The sequence below is a fragment of the Halomonas sp. LBP4 genome, assembly GCF_003202205.1.
Lineage (GTDB): Bacteria > Pseudomonadota > Gammaproteobacteria > Pseudomonadales > Halomonadaceae > Halomonas > Halomonas flagellata.
In genome coordinates this window covers 146,500-162,422 of sequence record NZ_PDOG01000007.1, presented here as the reverse complement: position 1 = coordinate 162,422, position 15,923 = coordinate 146,500, and the positions used below count along the sequence as shown (strand labels likewise).

The window sequence follows — 15,923 nt, the reverse complement described above, 5'->3', positions numbered from 1 at the left end:
TTCCTCGGAGTAGCGAGGCATGAGCGGCTCCTATCGCCCCCTGGATGTTAAGAACAGGGTATCAGAGGGCACGACACTCATCCTGACACTGGGGGATTAAGCGTCTTAATTTTATCTAGAGATTCAAGTGCTCTCTTAGCGATTGGTACTGTTTGCCATAAATAATCAGTGGGGTTCCTTTCGAGCTTTCTAGTTTTTGATTTTATGAAGTACAGTTTTTTTCTAAGATCCCCTATACGTACTTCTTTTTCCTCCCAGTTTTTGTCAACACCCGAACGGATACTTAATACCTCATGCATGCGCATGCCTGTCAGAAAAGCAATAACAATGTACCCCGCAGCGGTTATCCTCGCTCTAAGAGATTTGACATCATGGCTGTTACGGAACCCATATTCACTCCAGTCAAACGGGTTTAAAGCTTCAACCTTCCATTTTTTTGGTCCGACAGTATTTTTCAGAAATGTTCTCTTGATCTTGAAGTCGTGCCCCTTGTGTTTGCTATAAACTTCTAACACCGAGTCAGAATAAGTGAGGTCATGAAGCGCATTCTCAAATATTTGAGTTGCTACACTGTCTGGCATCTCTACTGTGGTAGAAGCGTGCCTTGGTAAAACCTTTTGAGCATGGTGCTTACACCACTCACTTTCCGTATTGAAGTCGCCTAAAGGCCATACTCTTATTCCATCTAGCATTTTGTTAGACTGCTGGTATAACCAAGTTAAGCCAGCGACTCTTGCCGATAGAGTTCTATTTGTTATTGCACCACTCGAAGAGTTTTCCCTATCTAAAACATACTGATGAAACCTGGCCATATCATGCTCATTTAAGTGGGAAAAGTAAGTGATAGCGTTTTCCCACATAAAACATACTAGAGACTTTATTCCTCTTCTCATACTATGGCGTATTGTTGTGACTTTTGGGTTGGACGGTATTGGGTCGAAGATCAAAGAGTAGACATACTCTTTCACCATAGTGAGATAGATGTTGTTTTTAGGAGTGTCGAGCCGACTTCCATCAGGGAGAAGAAAATTAAAATTGATAATCGCCTCAGATCTTGGGATCTCAATAAGCTCCTCATTAAAATCCCAGCTAGTGTCGGAATAGAATGATCGCTTTGAAATTCTGATCTTCGATCTTTCAGTAACGGGTATGTCTTTTATCGAGCTTAGCGAATATTTTTCAGGTGTCTCAGCAAGGTTCGTTATACTAAGGATTGGTTTATTTTCCATTTTTTTCTATCTCATACAAGGATATATCCCACACGGGAATCGGTTTTTTTACAGCATCAGTAGCAATTATTTCTATAACATCTTTGTCGTACTTAGGGAGGATACTAGATTCCCACATCGCTTTTTTATTCTTAACAGATTTTTCGAACTCCTCTTGGGAGATATCCCCACACCCCACTAAATGCTCGTGGAATCTAATGAAGCAAAAATATTTTTTGATATCTATGTGGGTTATTACTAGATTTTGACACCCAAGGCAAACTTCACTATCTGCGCCACATGCTTGCCCATGACGTTCTCCTGCGACAGGAGAGTTATATGGATCTTTGCAATGGTTTAAAAGAGTATCATGCATTTCGATTTTATTATGCCTGTTATGTTTGTTTTTTTCTAGATCAATGCCTCCTGATAATCCTTGGAAAATAGCTTCTTGATGTATTGCTCTTCTAGTTCTTAACAATGGGTTGTCGTAGTTTTTAAGATAGTCTGCAGTGGTTGAAACTTTAGAGTGACCTAACAAAGCCTGTACATACTGTAAATCCTCGGTCCTCAGGTATTCGTTCCATGCAATTGTAGGCCTAATTCTTTTTGCATGGATGTGTAGAAAATCACCGTTATCTGCAACCAGTGAGTGAGCTTTAGAAAACTTCCTTACCGATCTTTTAAATGCAGGTCCCTCAATTGGCAGAGGCTTTTTAAATCTGTTAGCTGTGGCAATCCATAATTCTTTCTGTCCTGGCTCCCTGAATCTGCTTGTTATACCTATAATGCGTTTAATGATCATGGCAGGCCAAGAGTCACCCTCAACTCCTGATGGGATAGTTTTTCCTTTTTTGAAAGAGCGGAATTTAGTCCAGTCTATTTGGTATTTATCTTTGTCCAGAGGGTCTTCAATGAGGCAGTCAATTGTAAGCCCCTGAATCGTTGCTGGATTCAGTCCTGTCCTGATTAATAGCATTAGATAGTACGGTATCAAGTCATAAGAGCTGACCCAAACCGAGACCGCCTTTTCTCTATAGAAGCTCTGTATTTTACCTCCATGGTATTCTTGCATAGCACGCCAAAACTCTGGGTGCTTTTTATTTAACTCCACAGAAGAGAGAGCTTTGCAGCTTACCTTGTTTTCCCAATACCAGTCGAGGTAGTCTTTTTTTCTCCAAGGAGTTAAATAAGTAACAGGGGGTGCTTTTCCTATATATTTAGGTTTGTAGTTTTTTTCAGCCCCTATGAAGTCATAGAACAATCCCAAGCTGCCATATTTTTTTCTTGTCACCTCATAAAACATATTTCCCTGCTTGATTTTTATGATGTCACTGTGAGTGAGCTTCTCGCATGCACAATTATTTTCCCACCACCAGATTATATACTCATCGCTATACCAAAATGATCGCCTTCCCGTGGATTTGTTCTGGGGAGCAACATCGTCTATAGGGGGTGGTTTACCAAGCCATGTCGGCTCATACTCTGTTTCTAGTTTGATTCTTTGCTCTCGCAAAGCGAGCACTGTTGTTTTTATTATTTGCTTCATCTCCTGTTCAGAGTACCCTAGAGTCGCAGATTTCAATGTCTCTGACTTTGGGAATGAATTTTTTTGTGGCTGGAAGTCATCGTTGACTCTAGGGTGTTTGGCCATCTCCCTAAAAACATTTGAAAGTTTTCTATATAGAGAGCCTGCTGTGGAATAGCTAAGCGCAGCATCATTTTTTAATGTTTCGGAAAATTTTATCAATGTGTGTGAGTTTAGTTGCTCTGGGGTATCTACTTCGTTCGACTTTAAGAACCAGAGGAATTTCGGCAATGCTTCTAATATTGTTATTCTTGTCTTATGTCCCATAGTGTCTCTAAGTCTATATAATGACCAAGAGACCACTTTTGTGATTTCAGGGATTCGGATGTTTCCCAACCTGGCGTCAAGGTCATAGTAATATCTCTTCTTAGAGTTTTTGCATACAATAGTAAATTGCAGCGTCTCTTCCGCTTTCTTTTCGTCACCCTGGATGCTCTGTAGGGTAGGGTATTTTGGTTTTTCCATGGCTTAACTCAGTAGCTCGTCTATTGTTTTTTGAAAGTCAGTATAAGTGCCAGAGTATGCTACTAGCGATGCAGTATGTACGTAGTATTGGTGTGTTGTTGTTTCTGATTCATGCCCAAGGATTTTAGCAAGTAATGGCAAGTCTTTGTTGAATAGGTAATGATATGTTGCAAATGTATGCCTTAGTATGTGAGGGTTAGCGGTGAAGTTCAACTCGCGCCCGATATTTCTAAATAGTTTTTGCACATAGTTAACAGTGAGCTTCTTGCCCGACTTACTTAAAAATATGGCGTCTTGATATGAGCTATCACCTCTGGCATTATCCATTACATGCTGCCTGTTAAAATCTACATATTCCCAAAGCTTCAACACCAAATCATTTGGAATTGGCACAGCCCTAGCTTTTCCACCTTTGCCTATCACTTTGCAAGGTGCAAAGTATCCTCCATGATTATATTCGGGAAGTTGAGAGATTCGGAATTCGCATACTTCAGAAACGCGTAAGCCACATTGAAGCATGAGAGACCCTATCAGCTTATTCCTTAGCTTTATGCTTGGGTCTTTAGATCCTGTCTTGCTTTCCAAGGTGTTTATAAAAGTTACTGCATCTTCTAGAAGTAAAAAATTTATTGGGGATTTTATTTCTTGTGGCATATATGCAGTTGCTCTGTACCTCTGCCTTGCGGAATCTTTTACAGAGTCCAGGTCATATATTTTAATGTGGGGTAGGAGCTTTCTCCTGCAGCCCCATTTTAGAAACCTGTATACTCCATTTGTTCGACTGTTAACAGTATTCCACCGCAGGCATTCTCCTGATTTCTTAGTATAGGCACATAGTGCTGAAACATACGAATCAAATATAAAACTTGTTACGCTCTCGATGTCTATCCCGGAGCTTGAAGTGAAAATAAGGAACTCTTTCATGTGCTCAGCTTCAGTTTTTATGCTTTTTTCTACGAGCTTTAAAGAGAGGTGGTGAAAGTATCGGTTTGCCAAAGTTATCGGCGTACCATCATTTTCAAAGAATTGGGGGATTTTATAGGAAGACTTTGACAGCCTACTGTCTTTAGATGGCTTAAAAGATGCTCTTATAGTTATTATCATTGGTTAACCCATTGGCTGTGGTTTAATAGGATGAACAGAATGAGCTAAGTTTAGGTGGATCACCACGTACATCACGTCATTCTAACAGGGCAACCGCCAGGGCAATGACATCGGCCCCCAGTACCGTTCGGCGATCTACGTGACGGACGACGACCAACTGGAGCTGGCCCGCCGCACCCGTGATGCCTACCAGCAAGCGCTGCAGCGCGCCGGCGGGGGCAGGATCACCACCGAGATCGCCCCCCTCGAGGCGTTCTACTACGCCGAGGAGTATCACCAGCAGTACCTGGCCAAGAACCCCGGGGGCTACTGTGGCCTGCGAGGCACCGGGGTCAGCTGTCCGACCGGGTGACCCGTCGAAGAGCCGGCCAGACCTCCTGTCCCGCGGGCCTGGCCCAGTCCTCCAGTTGCCGGCCCACCCGGCGTGACAACCAGGAGCGCAGGCGTCCGTCTCGCCACTCCATGAAGCCCAGGTGTCCGCCATGGTGGGCGATCTCCACCCGTACCGAGGCCGAGGGGTCGGGCAGTCGCTCGAACAACCCCGCCGGCATGAAGGGGTCGTCATCGGCGTGAAGCAGCAGGGTAGGGAGCTCGAGCTCGCCGAGCAGGGGGCCGGCCGAGGCGCGTCGGTAGTAGTCGGCGGCGCCGTCGAAACCATGCAGCGGCGCGGTCACGGCATCGTCGTAGGCGCGCAGGCTGTCGAGCCCGGCGAGCCGGCGTCGATCCAGGGCCAGCGGCAGTTCGCCGGCCTGCAGCCGCGGCGCCACCTTGGCCTTCAACGAGGCCAGCAGGTGGCGCTCGTAGAGACGCGCGACGCCCTGGTGCAGGGTATCGGCGCAGGCCGCCAGGTCGAGCGGGGCGCCGATGGCGATGGCGCCGGCCAGGTCGAGGCCGTCACCACCCTGTTCGGCCACCAGCTTGACCAGCATGTTGGCCCCCAGCGAGACCCCGGCCGCGACCTTGAGGGCACGCGGGTAACGGTGGGCGAGTTGGCCGATCAGCCAGTAGGCATCGGCGGTGTCGCCACTGTGATAGGCCCGTGGCAGTCGGTTGGGGGTGCCGCCACAGCCGCGGAAGTGCATGAGCACGGCGCGCCAGCCCAGCCCCGCGGCCATGCCCAGCAGATGGCGCGCGTAGGGCGAGTCGAAGGAGCCCTCCAGGCCGTGGAAGAGCACGAACAGGGGGGCGTCCGCTCGGGCCGGTGCCGGGCGCACCCACGCCAGCTCGACGAAGTCGCCATCCGGCAGCTCGAGGATCTCGACGTCGCGCTTGACGCCGGGACGCGGCAGCAGTCGCGGCAGCAGGGTCTGGACGTGGCGGTTGGCGAGCCCCGTGGGTGGTCGAAAGGTGGCGTGATGCAATCGGCCGGACATGGCGGTGTCACTCGGCGTCATGAAGCGTCAGGTTATCGGGCCCCTGGGCGGTGACCAGCACGTTGTCCTCGATGCGGACGCCGCCGTGGTCGGCCAGCCCCTCGACCCTGTGCCAGTCGATGTCGTGGCTGTCACGGAACCGTTCGAGCAGCATGGGAATGATGTACAGCCCCGGTTCCATGGTGACCACCATGCCCGCTTCCAGTTCCCGTGTCAGGCGCAGGGCCGGATGGCCGGCCGGCGGAGGAAGGGGGCTGCCATCGGCGGCGACCCGCCCGGCCACGTCGTGGACCTGCAGCCCGAGCAGGTGGCCCAGGCCGTGAGGGCAGAAGGCCCGGGTGATGCCCGTGGCCACCGCCGCTCCCGGTGAACACCGCACCAGGCCGTGTTCGGCCAGCAGTTCCCCGAGACCCGCGTGCATCCGCTCATGGAGCTCGACATAGCTCACCCCGGGGCGCAGGGCGGCGACCAGCCGCTGTTGCAGGGTCGTGACACCCTCGACCAACGGGGCGAAGGCCGGGTCGGCGTCGGGGCCGGGCCAGGTGCGGGTGATGTCGGCACAGTAGCCGCGGTAACGGTGGCCGCCGTCGAGCAGCAGGCTGCGGTGCCGGGCCGGGGCGTCGATGGTGTAGTGCTGGTAGTGCAGTACGCCGCCGTGGGCATTGAGGCCGACGATGTTCTGGTAGGGCAGCTCGCTCTCGCGGACCCGGGCGGCCCCCTGGTAGGCGAGCTGGCAGTCCAGCTCGGCGCCCCCGGCCAGGAAGGCCTCCCGGGCCGCCCGATGGCCGGTCAGGGCCCGGCGATTGGCCTCGCGCAGGCAGGCCACCTCGTAATCGCTCTTGTGTACCCGCAGCTCGTTCAGGGCCCGGGTCAGGGCCTCGGGGTTGGCCTCGGCGCCCAGCGCCGAGGCCAGCTCGGCATCGACCTCGCCGAGTATCGCGAAGCGCCCGGCGGGTAGCGACGGCGGGGCCGTCTCGGAGCGTAACTCGACCTCGAAGGCCTCGACCCAGGCCTCCTCGGGCAGCCGAGGCGTCAGGTGCCAGAAGTCCGCCGGGGCATGGAAATAGAGCGTCGGCCTGGCTCCGGGACGAATCAGCAGCCAGCCATGCTCCAGGCCGGCCATCGGCACCCAGTGCAGGAAGTGGCCGAACGCGGCGAAGCTGGCGGTCTGGTCGTCGCCGAAGTGACGGTGGGCGTGACCGCTGTAGAGCAACACCCCATCATAGCCTTCGGCGGTCAGGATCTTCGCGTAGGCCCGGGCCAGGGCGTCCAGGTGGCGTCCTTGGGCGGCGGCGAGGTCGGGGGTGGGCATCACGGACTCCGTCTTGGGTCATCGAAGGGATAGGGGACACCATCATTATCGACGTGGGCGGGCAGCCTGCGCCACATGTGGCGCAGGCCACGTCCGGGGAGCTCCTGGCCATCGAAGCGGATGCTGCCGCCGGCGATATAGCCGGGCTTGGCGATCAGGTTGAGCAGCAGCGGCTGCCGCGACTCGCCTCAATCGCCGGCGGGGGTCAGCCGGTCGATGCGATAGAGGGTGGTGGCCTGGTCGAGGCCGGAGACCGTGCAGTCGAGGTCCTTGACGCGCCCGTCGGCCAGGCCGTAGACCCAGCCGTGCACCGCCAGCTCCTGGCCGCGCTGCCAGGCGTGCTGGACGATCTTGGTGCAGCACAGGTTGGAGACCTGGGCCTTGACGTTGAGCTCGCACATGCGGTCCACCTGGGCGTCCGGGGCAAGGGAGGCCAACTCCTCGCGGTGGCGGGCATAGAGCTCGCGTACCGAGTGCAGCCAGATGTCCACCATGCCGTTGTCGCCACCACCGACCACGGCGCGTATCCCGCCGCAGCCGTAGTGGCCGACCACCATGATGTGGCGCACCTTGAGCACCTCCACCGCGTACTGCAATACCGACAAGGCATTGAGGTCGTTGTGGTGGAGCAGGTTGGCCACGTTGCGATGGACGAACACCTCGCCCGGGGGCAGCGAGATGATCTGGTTGGCCGGCACCCGGCTGTCGGAGCAGCCGATCCAGAGGTAGTCGGGGTTCTGCTGCTGCGAGAGTCGCGAGAAGTAGTCGGGATCCTCCCGGCACATGCGCTCGGCCCAGGCGCGGTTGTTCTCGAGCAGGTCCTGGATGTCCTTGTTCATGGCGGCATTTCCTCGAGTGGTGGGTGGTTGACGGCGGGGCAGCCCCTTTTACCGCTACGCTCCCGAGCGGTCAACCGCCAGCCCTCCCGGGGCTGTGGCAGGGCTGGTATCATGGCGGCATTTCGTTTCCCGGGCTACCTTGCGGCCCATCCCTGAGCAGGAGAATCACGTGTCCGAGTTCGACTACGATCTTTTCGTCATCGGTGCGGGCTCCGGCGGCGTGCGTGCCGCCCGCACCGCGGCAGCCACCGGGGCCCGCGTCGCCGTGGCCGAGGATCGCTACCTGGGCGGCACCTGCGTCAACGTGGGCTGCGTGCCGAAGAAGCTGTATTCCCATGCGGCCCACTTCCATGACACCTTCGAGGATGCCGGCGGCTTCGGCTGGCGGCTGCCGGCAGCGCCCGAGTTCGACTGGGCGACCCTGCGCGACAACAAGATCGGCGAGATCAAGCGCCTCAACGGCATCTACGGCCGGCTGCTCGACACTGCCGGGGTGCGCCTGATCAACGGCCGCGCCCGGGTGGTGGATGCCCACCGCGTGGAGATCGCCGGCGAGACGATCAGTGCCGCCAGGATCCTGGTCGCCGTGGGGGGCTGGCCCTGGGTACCCGAGTTCCCGGGCAGCGAGCTGACACTCAACTCCAACCAGATCTTCGACCTGGACACCTTCCCGCGCCGCTTCCTGGTACTCGGCGGCGGCTATATCGCCGTCGAGTTCGCCAGCATCTTCAATGGCCTGGGCAGCGAGACCCACCTGGTCTATCGCCGGGAGCTCTTTTTGCGCGGCTTCGACCGCGAGGTGCGCGAATTCACCCGGGACGAGATGGCCAAGAAGGGCGTCGACCTGCACTTCGAGGCCAACGTGGAGTCGATCGAGAAGGTCGACGACGGCCTGCTGGTGACCCTGACCAACGGCGAACAGCTCGAGGTCGACGCGGTGCTGGCCGCGACCGGCCGCAAGCCACACCTCGAGGGACTCGGCCTCGACGGCCTCGGCATCGAGCTGACCGAGGGGGGGCACCTGCGTGTCAATGATCGCTTCGAGACCTCGGTGCCCTCGATCCTGGCGCTGGGCGACGTCACCGGCGGCCCGGAGCTGACCCCCGTGGCGCTGGCCGAGGCGATGCACATGGTGCAGCACCACTTCGGCGAGACACCACCGAAGGCGCCACTCGACTACCGCAATATCGCCACCGCAGTGTTCTGCCATCCCAATATCGGCACCGTGGGCCTCTCCGAGGAACAGGCCCGCGAGGCGTGCGGGGAGATCCGTGTCTATACTGCCGATTTCCGCCCCCTGAAGCACACCCTGTCCGGCAGCAGCGAGCGCTGCCTGATGAAGCTGATCGTCGATGACCAGAGCGACGTGGTCGTCGGCGCCCACATGGTGGGCGAGGAGGCGGGGGAGGTGATCCAGGGCATCGGCATCGCCGTGCGTGCCGGGCTCACCAAGGCCGATTTCGATGCCACCGTGGGCATCCATCCCACCGGCGCCGAGGAGTTCGTCACCATGGGGACCCCGACCCGCCGCTGAATCGTCCCGCGCCATACGAGCACCACGGGCCGCCCCTCCGGGTGGCCCGTGGTGCTGACAGGGAAGGACATTTCAACAGTCGACCGACCGGGAGAGTGGTGAAAAACGGGCTAGACTGAAGCTAGTGCCCCGTCGGACCTGACGCCGACCCGCCACGAGGCGTTTCAGGCGGTCGATCATCGCCAGTATAATTTTCCGTTATGGATATGGTGCGACAGAATAATCGCCGCTTTGAAATGAAATAAGCCGCTGTTATAATGCCCAGCAAATTCGCTACAGCGAAACGCCACCATGAATACAACGACAGAGCCCTTCACACCCTCCGCCGATCTGGCACGCCCCAGCGTGGCCGATGCCGTGGTAGGGTTCGATGCGATGCCCCTGTTCATCCGCAAGCCCAACCCCGATGACGGCTGGGGTATCTACGAGCTGGTCAAGTCTTGTCCGCCGCTGGACGTGAATTCCGCCTACGCCTATCTGCTCCTGGCCACCCAGTTCCGTGATACCTGCGCGGTGGCCACCAACGAGGAGGGCGAGATCGTCGGCTTCGTTTCCGGCTACGTGAAGAGCAATGCCCCGGACACCTACTTCCTGTGGCAGGTGGCGGTGGGCGAGAAGGCCCGCGGCACCGGGCTGGCACGCCGCCTGGTGGAAGCCGTCATGAGCCGTGCCGAGCTGGCCGAGGTTCACCACCTCGAGACCACCATCACCCCCGACAACCAGGCTTCCTGGGGGCTGTTCCGCCGCCTGGCCGACCGCTGGCAGGCCCCGCTCAACAGCCGCGAGTACTTCTCCACCGATCAACTCGGCGGCGAGCACGACCCGGAGAACCTGGTGCGCATCGGTCCCTTCCAGACCGATCGCCTCTGAGTCACCCCGCACTTTCCTGCCTGGCGTGTGGTCGCAGGTCGGCCCCGCCATGCCTATCCGATTCGTCTTCTCACAAGGAGGTCGCCAGATGCAGACCCAGATCCTCGAACGCATGGAATCCGAAGTCCGGACCTATTCCCGCTCCTTTCCAGTGGTCTTCACCCAGGCGCGCAATGCCCGTCTGACCGATGAGGACGGTCGCGAATACATCGACTTTCTCGCCGGCGCCGGCACCCTCAACTACGGCCACAACAATCCGAAGATCAAGCAGGCACTGCTCGATTACCTCGCCGAGGACAACATCATCCACGGCCTGGACTTCTGGACCGCCGCCAAGCGCGACTATCTCGAGACCCTCGAGGAGCTGATCCTCAAGCCGCGCGGCCTGGACTACAAGGTCCAGTTCCCGGGGCCGACCGGCACCAACGCCGTCGAGGCCGCCATTCGCCTGGCCCGCAATGCCAAGGGACGGCACAACATCGTCACCTTCACCAACGGCTTCCACGGCGTGACCATGGGCGCCCTGGCCACCACCGGCAACCGCAAGTTCCGTGAGGCCACCGGCGGCGTACCGACCGTGGGCGGCACCTTCATGCCCTACGACGGCTACCTGGGCAACGCCACCGACACCCTGGACTACTTCGAGAAGCTGCTCGGCGACAAATCCGGTGGCCTGGACGTACCGGCCGGGGTGATCGTCGAGACCGTGCAGGGCGAGGGCGGCATCAACGTCGCCGGTCTCGAGTGGCTCAAGCGCCTGGAAGGCATCTGTCGCGAGCACGACATCCTGCTGATCATCGACGACATCCAGGCCGGCTGCGGCCGTACCGGCAAGTTCTTCAGCTTCGAGCATGCCGGCGTCGTACCCGACATCGTCACCAACTCCAAGTCACTGTCCGGGCTCGGCCTGCCGTTCTCCCACGTGCTCATGCGCCCCGAGCTCGACCAGTGGAAGCCCGGCCAGTACAACGGCACCTTCCGCGGCTTCGCCCTGGCCTTCACCACCGCCGCGGCGGCACTCAAGCACTACTGGCGCGACGACAGCTTCGAGCGTGATGTCCAGCGCAAGGGCAGGGTGGTCGCCGAGCGCTTCCAGCAGATCGCCGCCTGGATCAGCGAGCAGGGCATCGAGGCCTCCGAGCGTGGCCGCGGCCTGATGCGCGGCATCGACGTGGGCAGCGGCGAGATCGCCGACAAGATCACCGCCAGGGCCTTCGAGAACGGCCTGGTGATCGAGACCAGCGGCCAGGACGGCGAAGTGGTCAAGTGCCTCTGCCCGCTGACCATCACCGACGAGGATCTGCTGGAAGGCCTGGACATCCTCGAGACCAGCGTCAAGCAGGCGCTGAGCTGATAGTCTGGAGGGCCGCGCGCCGATTCGGCGGCGGCCCGGTCATCGGCCGGTCCCTGGACGACCGGCCCGTCATCGATACCCCATACATCGGAGTTCACCCATGATCGTTCGCAACCTCGAGGAAGCACGCCAGACCGACCGCCTGGTCAAGGCCGAGAACGGCAACTGGGACAGCACCCGCCTGTCGCTGGCCGACGATGGCGGCAACTGTTCCTTCCATGTCACGCGGATCTACGCAGGGACCGAAACCCACATCCACTACAAGCATCACTTCGAGGCGGTCTACTGCATCGAGGGCGAAGGCGAGGTGGAGACCCTGGCCGACGGCAAGATCTGGCCGATCAAGCCGGGCGACATCTATATCCTCGATCAACATGACGAGCATCTGCTGCGGGCGAGCAAGACCATGCACCTGGCATGCGTCTTCACACCGGGCCTGACCGGTCACGAGGTGCATCGCGAGGATGGCTCCTACGCGCCCGCCGAGGCCGACGACGACAAGCCGCTCTGAGTCCCGATGGCGCGAAGCGCCTCGACGTCGCCCCTGGTTCGCATGAGCCGGGGGCGACGCCGTATGGTTCAGGGAGGATTCGTCAAGCGAGAGCCGGGGGCCAGCGAGCGACTCATCCGGGACCAGGCCAGCCGTGGGTTCGTATAATGTATATTATGTTAAATCATGACTGGCTCGCGTCCCCGCATGGAGCCAACTCAACCTCGGCGCTCCAGCATCCGGCGTTGGACGTTGGACAAGGCAGCCAGCGACTCCTTATCATCACGCCACCATTCATAGGATCTTCCTCACCCCATGCGACAACGCCTGCTGCACACCGGAGCCCTATCCCTCGCCCTGCTGGTGACCGGCTGCGCCCTGCCAAGCGACCGCCCCGAGCCGCCGCCGGTGCTGACACCCGATGAATTCGCGATGCGCATCGACCGCCTGGAGACCGACCTGGCCTCGCGCTGTGACGTGCAGCAGGAGCGGCTCGCCGAACAGTTCCACCGCCAGGACCTGATGCATACCGAGGTGCGTGAGCTCGGCAGCCTGCTGGGCCACCTGCGTGCCGACATCGAGCGCCTGGAGCATGGCGATGGCGAACCGGTCGTCATGTCCCGGGAGTGCGCCGCCGACGAGCTCGGGCTGGCCAACAAGGCCGTGGTCGGCCGCAGTGAGTGGGTCGGCCTGCCGGATGTCGGCACCTACCTCAAGGCGCGAGTCGACTCCGGGGCCAACACCTCCTCGCTCTCGGCCACCGAGGTAACTCGCTTCGAGCGTGACGGCGAGGACTGGGTGCGGTTCAAGCTCGGCCTGGGCGAGAAGGACGTGGCCGTCGAAGGGGTTCGCGACGACTGGATCGAGGCACCGATAGAGCGTCGCGTGCGCATCCACCAGGCGACCGGCGAGCACTCCAGGCCGGTGGTCAGCCTGCTGATGACCCTGGGGCCGATACGCGAGACGGTGGAATTCACCCTCAACGACCGCTCGCATCTCAACTACCCGGTGCTGCTGGGACGGCGGTTCCTGATGGATATCGCGGTGATCGATGTGGCGGAGAGCTACCTGCATGAGCGCCCGGAATTTCCCGGCGGGCGTCCGGCAGAGGAAGCCGACCGCGACGAGACCGGGGACCGAGATGACGAAGAAGAAGCCTGAAGCGCCGGCTGACCAGGCGCCCGACCCTTCCAAGGATGATCCATGTCACGACTGCCCTTCTATCTGATCGTCGGCCTGCTGCTGGTAGTCGGTATCGCCATGAGCCTGCATCGACACGTACAGCTCGAGGTTCCCTGGACGCCCGGCGAGCAGCGCCAGGTCTGGGAGGTCGAGGCCCAGGTCAATTTCAACGCCCAGAATGGCCCGGTCAAGGTCGACATGGCCCTGCCCGCCAACCAGCAGGGCTTCCGGCTGCTGACCGAGAACACGGCCTCCCCCGGTTTCGGGCTGGCCTTCCTCGAGGACGAGCGTGGCCGACGCGCCCAGTGGTCGATCCGCGAGGCGGCCGGCGACCAGCAGCTCTACTACACCGCACAGTTGCTGGTGGCCCCGGGCGCGCGGGCGCCGGAGGTCGAGCCCCCTCCCCTGCAGCGCGACATCGTCTGGGAGCGCCCCTACGACACCGCCGCGGCCCAGGTGATCGAGCGTGCCTGGGGGCGCAGTGCCGACGCCTTCACCTTCGCCCGCGAGCTGATCCGCGACTTCGGCGATGAGCGTCAGGGCGAGAACGCCCGCCTGCTGTTGACCCAGTTCGAGCGCAGCCCCCTGCTGGTCCGCCTGCTCAACCAGGCCGGGGTGCCGGCTCGGGAGGTCAGCGGCCTGATGCTCGAGGATGGCCGGCGACGCCAGAGCCTGACCTCCTGGGTGCAGGTCTTCGATGAAGAGGAGTGGGCGCTGTTCAACCCGGCGACCGGCGAGCAGGGCCGCCCCGACAACCTGTTGCTCTGGGAGTCCGCCGGCCAGGCGGTGCTGGAGGTCCAGGGGGCGACCAACTCCCGGGTGACCTTTTCGATGCTCACCCACAACCAGCCCGCCGCCGCCGCGGTGCGCAATCAACTGGCCGACGACACCCTGCTCAACTTCTCGATCCACAGCCTGCCGCTCGAGGAGCAGGCACTGTTTCAGACCATCCTGCTGATCCCCATCGGTGCCCTGGTGGTGGTGATTCTCAGGGTGCTGGTCGGCATCAAGACGTCGGGCACCTTCATGCCCGTGCTGATTGCACTGGCCTTCATCCAGACCACCCTGATCACGGGGCTGGTCGGTTTCCTGCTGGTCGTCGCCGTGGGCCTGGTGATCCGAAGTTACCTGTCCTATCTGAACCTGCTGCTGGTGGCGAGGGTGACGGCGGTGATCATCACGGTGATCGCCATCATCTCGCTGTTCTCGGTGCTCTCGTACCGCTTCGGCCTCAACGCCGGCCTGACCATCACCTTCTTCCCGATGATCATCCTCTCCTGGACCATCGAGCGGATGTCGATCCTGTGGGAAGAAGAGGGGCCCAAGGAGGTGCTGATCCAGGGCGGCGGCAGCCTGCTCACCGCGGTGCTCGCCTACCTGGCCATGAACAACCCCTGGATCCGTCATATCACTTTCAATTTCCTGGGGGTCCAGCTGATACTGATGGCACTGATCCTGCTGCTCGGCAACTATACCGGCTACCGCTTGCTGGAGTTGCGCCGTTTCAAGCCCGTCACCGAGGATTGAGCCCCATGTGGACGACCCCCGAAAAGCTTCGCACCAAGGGCATCATCGGCATGAATCGGCGCAACATCCGCTATATCGGCCGTTACAACAGCCGACGGCTCTATCCGCTGGTGGACGACAAGCTCAAGACCAAGCTGCTGGCCCAGGAGCACGGCATCACCACGCCGGCGCTGATCGGCACCGTGACGACCCAGTTCGGTGTCAAGCAGCTGCGCACCATGCTCGAGGGCCACCACGGCTTCGTCATCAAGCCGGCCAAGGGCAGCGGCGGCAAGGGGATCCTGGTCATCGAGCACAGCGCCGACGGTCTCTACGTCAAACCCAGCGGCGCCCAGCTCAGGCTCGAGGACATCGAGCGCCACGTCTCCAACATCCTCTCCGGGCTCTACTCCCTGGGCGGGTCACCGGACGTGGCGGTGGTCGAGGCGCTGATCAACTTCGACGAGAGTCTCTCGGAGTACACCTACGAAGGGGTCCCGGACATCCGGGTGATCGTCTTCCGCGGCTTTCCGGTCATGGCCATGATGCGCCTTTCCACGGCCGCCTCCGATGGCAAGGCCAACCTGCACCAGGGCGCGGTGGGCGTGGGGCTCGACATCGCCAGCGGCACCGCCATCCGCAGCGTGCAGTTCGACCGCACCCGCCACGACCATCCGGATACCGGCCACGAGCTGGTCAGCCTGCGGATCCCGGGCTGGCGCACCCTGCTGTTGATGGCCGCCGGCTGCTACGAGATGACCGGGCTCGGGTATCTCGGCACCGACATGGTCCTCGACCGGGATCTCGGCCCCATGCTGCTGGAGCTCAATGCCCGCCCCGGGCTGGCCATCCAGATGGCCAATGGCGAGGGACTCAGGCCCCGCCTCGACCTGATCGAGCGACAGCCGGAAGGCAGCACACCCGAGCAGCGGGTGGCCTTCGCCCAGCAGCACTTCGCCCGGCAGAGCGAGCTGCGCGAGACCGAACCGGAGCTGCCGGCCGTTGCCGTGGGCTGAGCAGGGCTATCGCAGATGGCGGTAACGTCCCCGGCGCCTCTCGCTTTGGGTAACGGCGATTGCCCTGGGGCTGAGGGGCGCC

The 15,923-nt window shown here is 59.7% G+C and carries 13 protein-coding genes and 1 pseudogene; 8 read left to right on the top strand and 6 right to left on the bottom strand.

Annotated elements, in window-relative coordinates:
- Window positions 1–77 precede the first annotated feature (77 nt).
- From CR157_RS22410 to CR157_RS19290, 3 genes are read right to left on the bottom strand one after another with little or no spacing between them, the layout of a single operon-like run.
- The gene (locus CR157_RS22410; RefSeq protein WP_146218736.1) at window positions 78–1,229 is read right to left on the bottom strand and encodes a hypothetical protein; all 1,152 of its coding nucleotides are present in this window, start codon (window positions 1,227–1,229) and stop codon (window positions 78–80) included.
- Window positions 1,219–3,261 (bottom strand): site-specific integrase, encoded by a 2,043-nt coding sequence (locus tag CR157_RS22685; RefSeq protein ID WP_181422120.1) that lies wholly within the window; start codon window positions 3,259–3,261, stop codon window positions 1,219–1,221. Before CR157_RS22685 ends, CR157_RS22410 begins: the two co-directional genes overlap by 11 nt.
- A gap of 3 nt (window positions 3,262–3,264) precedes the next feature.
- Window positions 3,265–4,365, bottom strand: coding sequence for a tyrosine-type recombinase/integrase (locus tag CR157_RS19290; protein WP_110285167.1), 1,101 nt, complete (start codon window positions 4,363–4,365; stop codon window positions 3,265–3,267).
- Between the two features lie 85 nt (window positions 4,366–4,450).
- On the opposite strand from CR157_RS19290, the pseudogene CR157_RS19285 reads away from it, so the two are divergent.
- Window positions 4,451–4,717: pseudogene (locus CR157_RS19285) on the top strand (peptide-methionine (S)-S-oxide reductase); the annotation flags it as partial.
- Here CR157_RS19285 and CR157_RS19280 read toward each other — a convergent pair.
- The 3 genes from CR157_RS19280 to can all read right to left on the bottom strand — a co-directional run bounded on the left by CR157_RS19280 (window position 4,698) and on the right by can (window position 7,889).
- Entirely contained in the window at window positions 4,698–5,759 is a 1,062-nt protein-coding gene (locus CR157_RS19280) for a hydrolase (protein ID WP_258364236.1), read from the bottom strand. The pseudogene CR157_RS19285 and the gene CR157_RS19280 sit on opposite strands and share 20 nt — an antisense overlap.
- Window positions 5,746–7,050 (bottom strand): Xaa-Pro dipeptidase, encoded by a 1,305-nt coding sequence (gene pepQ / locus CR157_RS19275; protein WP_110285164.1) that lies wholly within the window; start codon window positions 7,048–7,050, stop codon window positions 5,746–5,748. Before pepQ ends, CR157_RS19280 begins: the two co-directional genes overlap by 14 nt.
- A 188-nt stretch (window positions 7,051–7,238) precedes the next feature.
- Window positions 7,239–7,889, bottom strand: a complete 651-nt coding sequence (can, locus tag CR157_RS19270) for a carbonate dehydratase (RefSeq protein WP_110285163.1) — start codon at window positions 7,887–7,889, stop codon at window positions 7,239–7,241.
- 169 nt (window positions 7,890–8,058) lie between these two features.
- On the opposite strand from can, the gene gorA reads away from it, so the two are divergent.
- The 7 genes from gorA (at window position 8,059) to CR157_RS19235 (ending at window position 15,841) form a co-directional block, all read left to right on the top strand.
- Entirely contained in the window at window positions 8,059–9,423 is a 1,365-nt protein-coding gene (gorA, locus tag CR157_RS19265; RefSeq protein WP_110285162.1) for a glutathione-disulfide reductase, read from the top strand.
- 291 nt (window positions 9,424–9,714) lie between these two features.
- The gene (gene ectA, locus CR157_RS19260) at window positions 9,715–10,293 is read left to right on the top strand and encodes a diaminobutyrate acetyltransferase (RefSeq protein ID WP_110285161.1); all 579 of its coding nucleotides are present in this window, start codon (window positions 9,715–9,717) and stop codon (window positions 10,291–10,293) included.
- Between the two features lie 88 nt (window positions 10,294–10,381).
- A complete protein-coding gene (gene ectB, locus CR157_RS19255) occupies window positions 10,382–11,647 on the top strand; it encodes a diaminobutyrate--2-oxoglutarate transaminase (RefSeq protein ID WP_110285160.1) in 1,266 nt (421 codons plus the stop codon).
- Window positions 11,648–11,747: 100 nt separating this feature from the next.
- Window positions 11,748–12,158 (top strand): ectoine synthase, encoded by a 411-nt coding sequence (locus CR157_RS19250; protein ID WP_110285159.1) that lies wholly within the window; start codon window positions 11,748–11,750, stop codon window positions 12,156–12,158.
- Between the two features lie 294 nt (window positions 12,159–12,452).
- Complete coding sequence (locus CR157_RS19245) at window positions 12,453–13,298, top strand: ATP-dependent zinc protease family protein (protein WP_110285158.1); 846 nt, start codon at window positions 12,453–12,455, stop codon at window positions 13,296–13,298.
- 42 nt (window positions 13,299–13,340) lie between these two features.
- Window positions 13,341–14,846: a UUP1 family membrane protein gene (locus CR157_RS19240; protein WP_110285157.1), complete on the top strand. Its 1,506-nt coding sequence runs from the start codon at window positions 13,341–13,343 to the stop codon at window positions 14,844–14,846.
- A 5-nt stretch (window positions 14,847–14,851) separates the two neighbouring features.
- Window positions 14,852–15,841 (top strand): alpha-L-glutamate ligase-like protein, encoded by a 990-nt coding sequence (locus CR157_RS19235; protein WP_110285156.1) that lies wholly within the window; start codon window positions 14,852–14,854, stop codon window positions 15,839–15,841.
- Window positions 15,842–15,923: the final 82 nt, after the last annotated feature.

Excerpts from the sequence above, each read along its gene's own strand:
- CR157_RS22410 (WP_146218736.1), bottom strand. The coding sequence starts at position 1,229 with ATGGAAAATAAACCAATCCTTAGTATAACGAACCTTGCTGAGACACCT.
- CR157_RS22685 (WP_181422120.1), bottom strand. The coding sequence starts at position 3,261 with ATGGAAAAACCAAAATACCCTACCCTACAGAGCATCCAGGGTGACGAA.
- CR157_RS19290 (WP_110285167.1), bottom strand. The coding sequence starts at position 4,365 with ATGATAATAACTATAAGAGCATCTTTTAAGCCATCTAAAGACAGTAGG.
- CR157_RS19280 (WP_258364236.1), bottom strand. The coding sequence starts at position 5,759 with ATGACGCCGAGTGACACCGCCATGTCCGGCCGATTGCATCACGCCACC.
- pepQ (WP_110285164.1), bottom strand. The coding sequence starts at position 7,050 with ATGCCCACCCCCGACCTCGCCGCCGCCCAAGGACGCCACCTGGACGCC.
- can (WP_110285163.1), bottom strand. The coding sequence starts at position 7,889 with ATGAACAAGGACATCCAGGACCTGCTCGAGAACAACCGCGCCTGGGCC.
- ectA (WP_110285161.1), top strand. The coding sequence starts at position 9,715 with ATGAATACAACGACAGAGCCCTTCACACCCTCCGCCGATCTGGCACGC.
- ectB (WP_110285160.1), top strand. The coding sequence starts at position 10,382 with ATGCAGACCCAGATCCTCGAACGCATGGAATCCGAAGTCCGGACCTAT.
- CR157_RS19250 (WP_110285159.1), top strand. The coding sequence starts at position 11,748 with ATGATCGTTCGCAACCTCGAGGAAGCACGCCAGACCGACCGCCTGGTC.
- CR157_RS19245 (WP_110285158.1), top strand. The coding sequence starts at position 12,453 with ATGCGACAACGCCTGCTGCACACCGGAGCCCTATCCCTCGCCCTGCTG.
- CR157_RS19240 (WP_110285157.1), top strand. The coding sequence starts at position 13,341 with ATGTCACGACTGCCCTTCTATCTGATCGTCGGCCTGCTGCTGGTAGTC.
- CR157_RS19235 (WP_110285156.1), top strand. The coding sequence starts at position 14,852 with ATGTGGACGACCCCCGAAAAGCTTCGCACCAAGGGCATCATCGGCATG.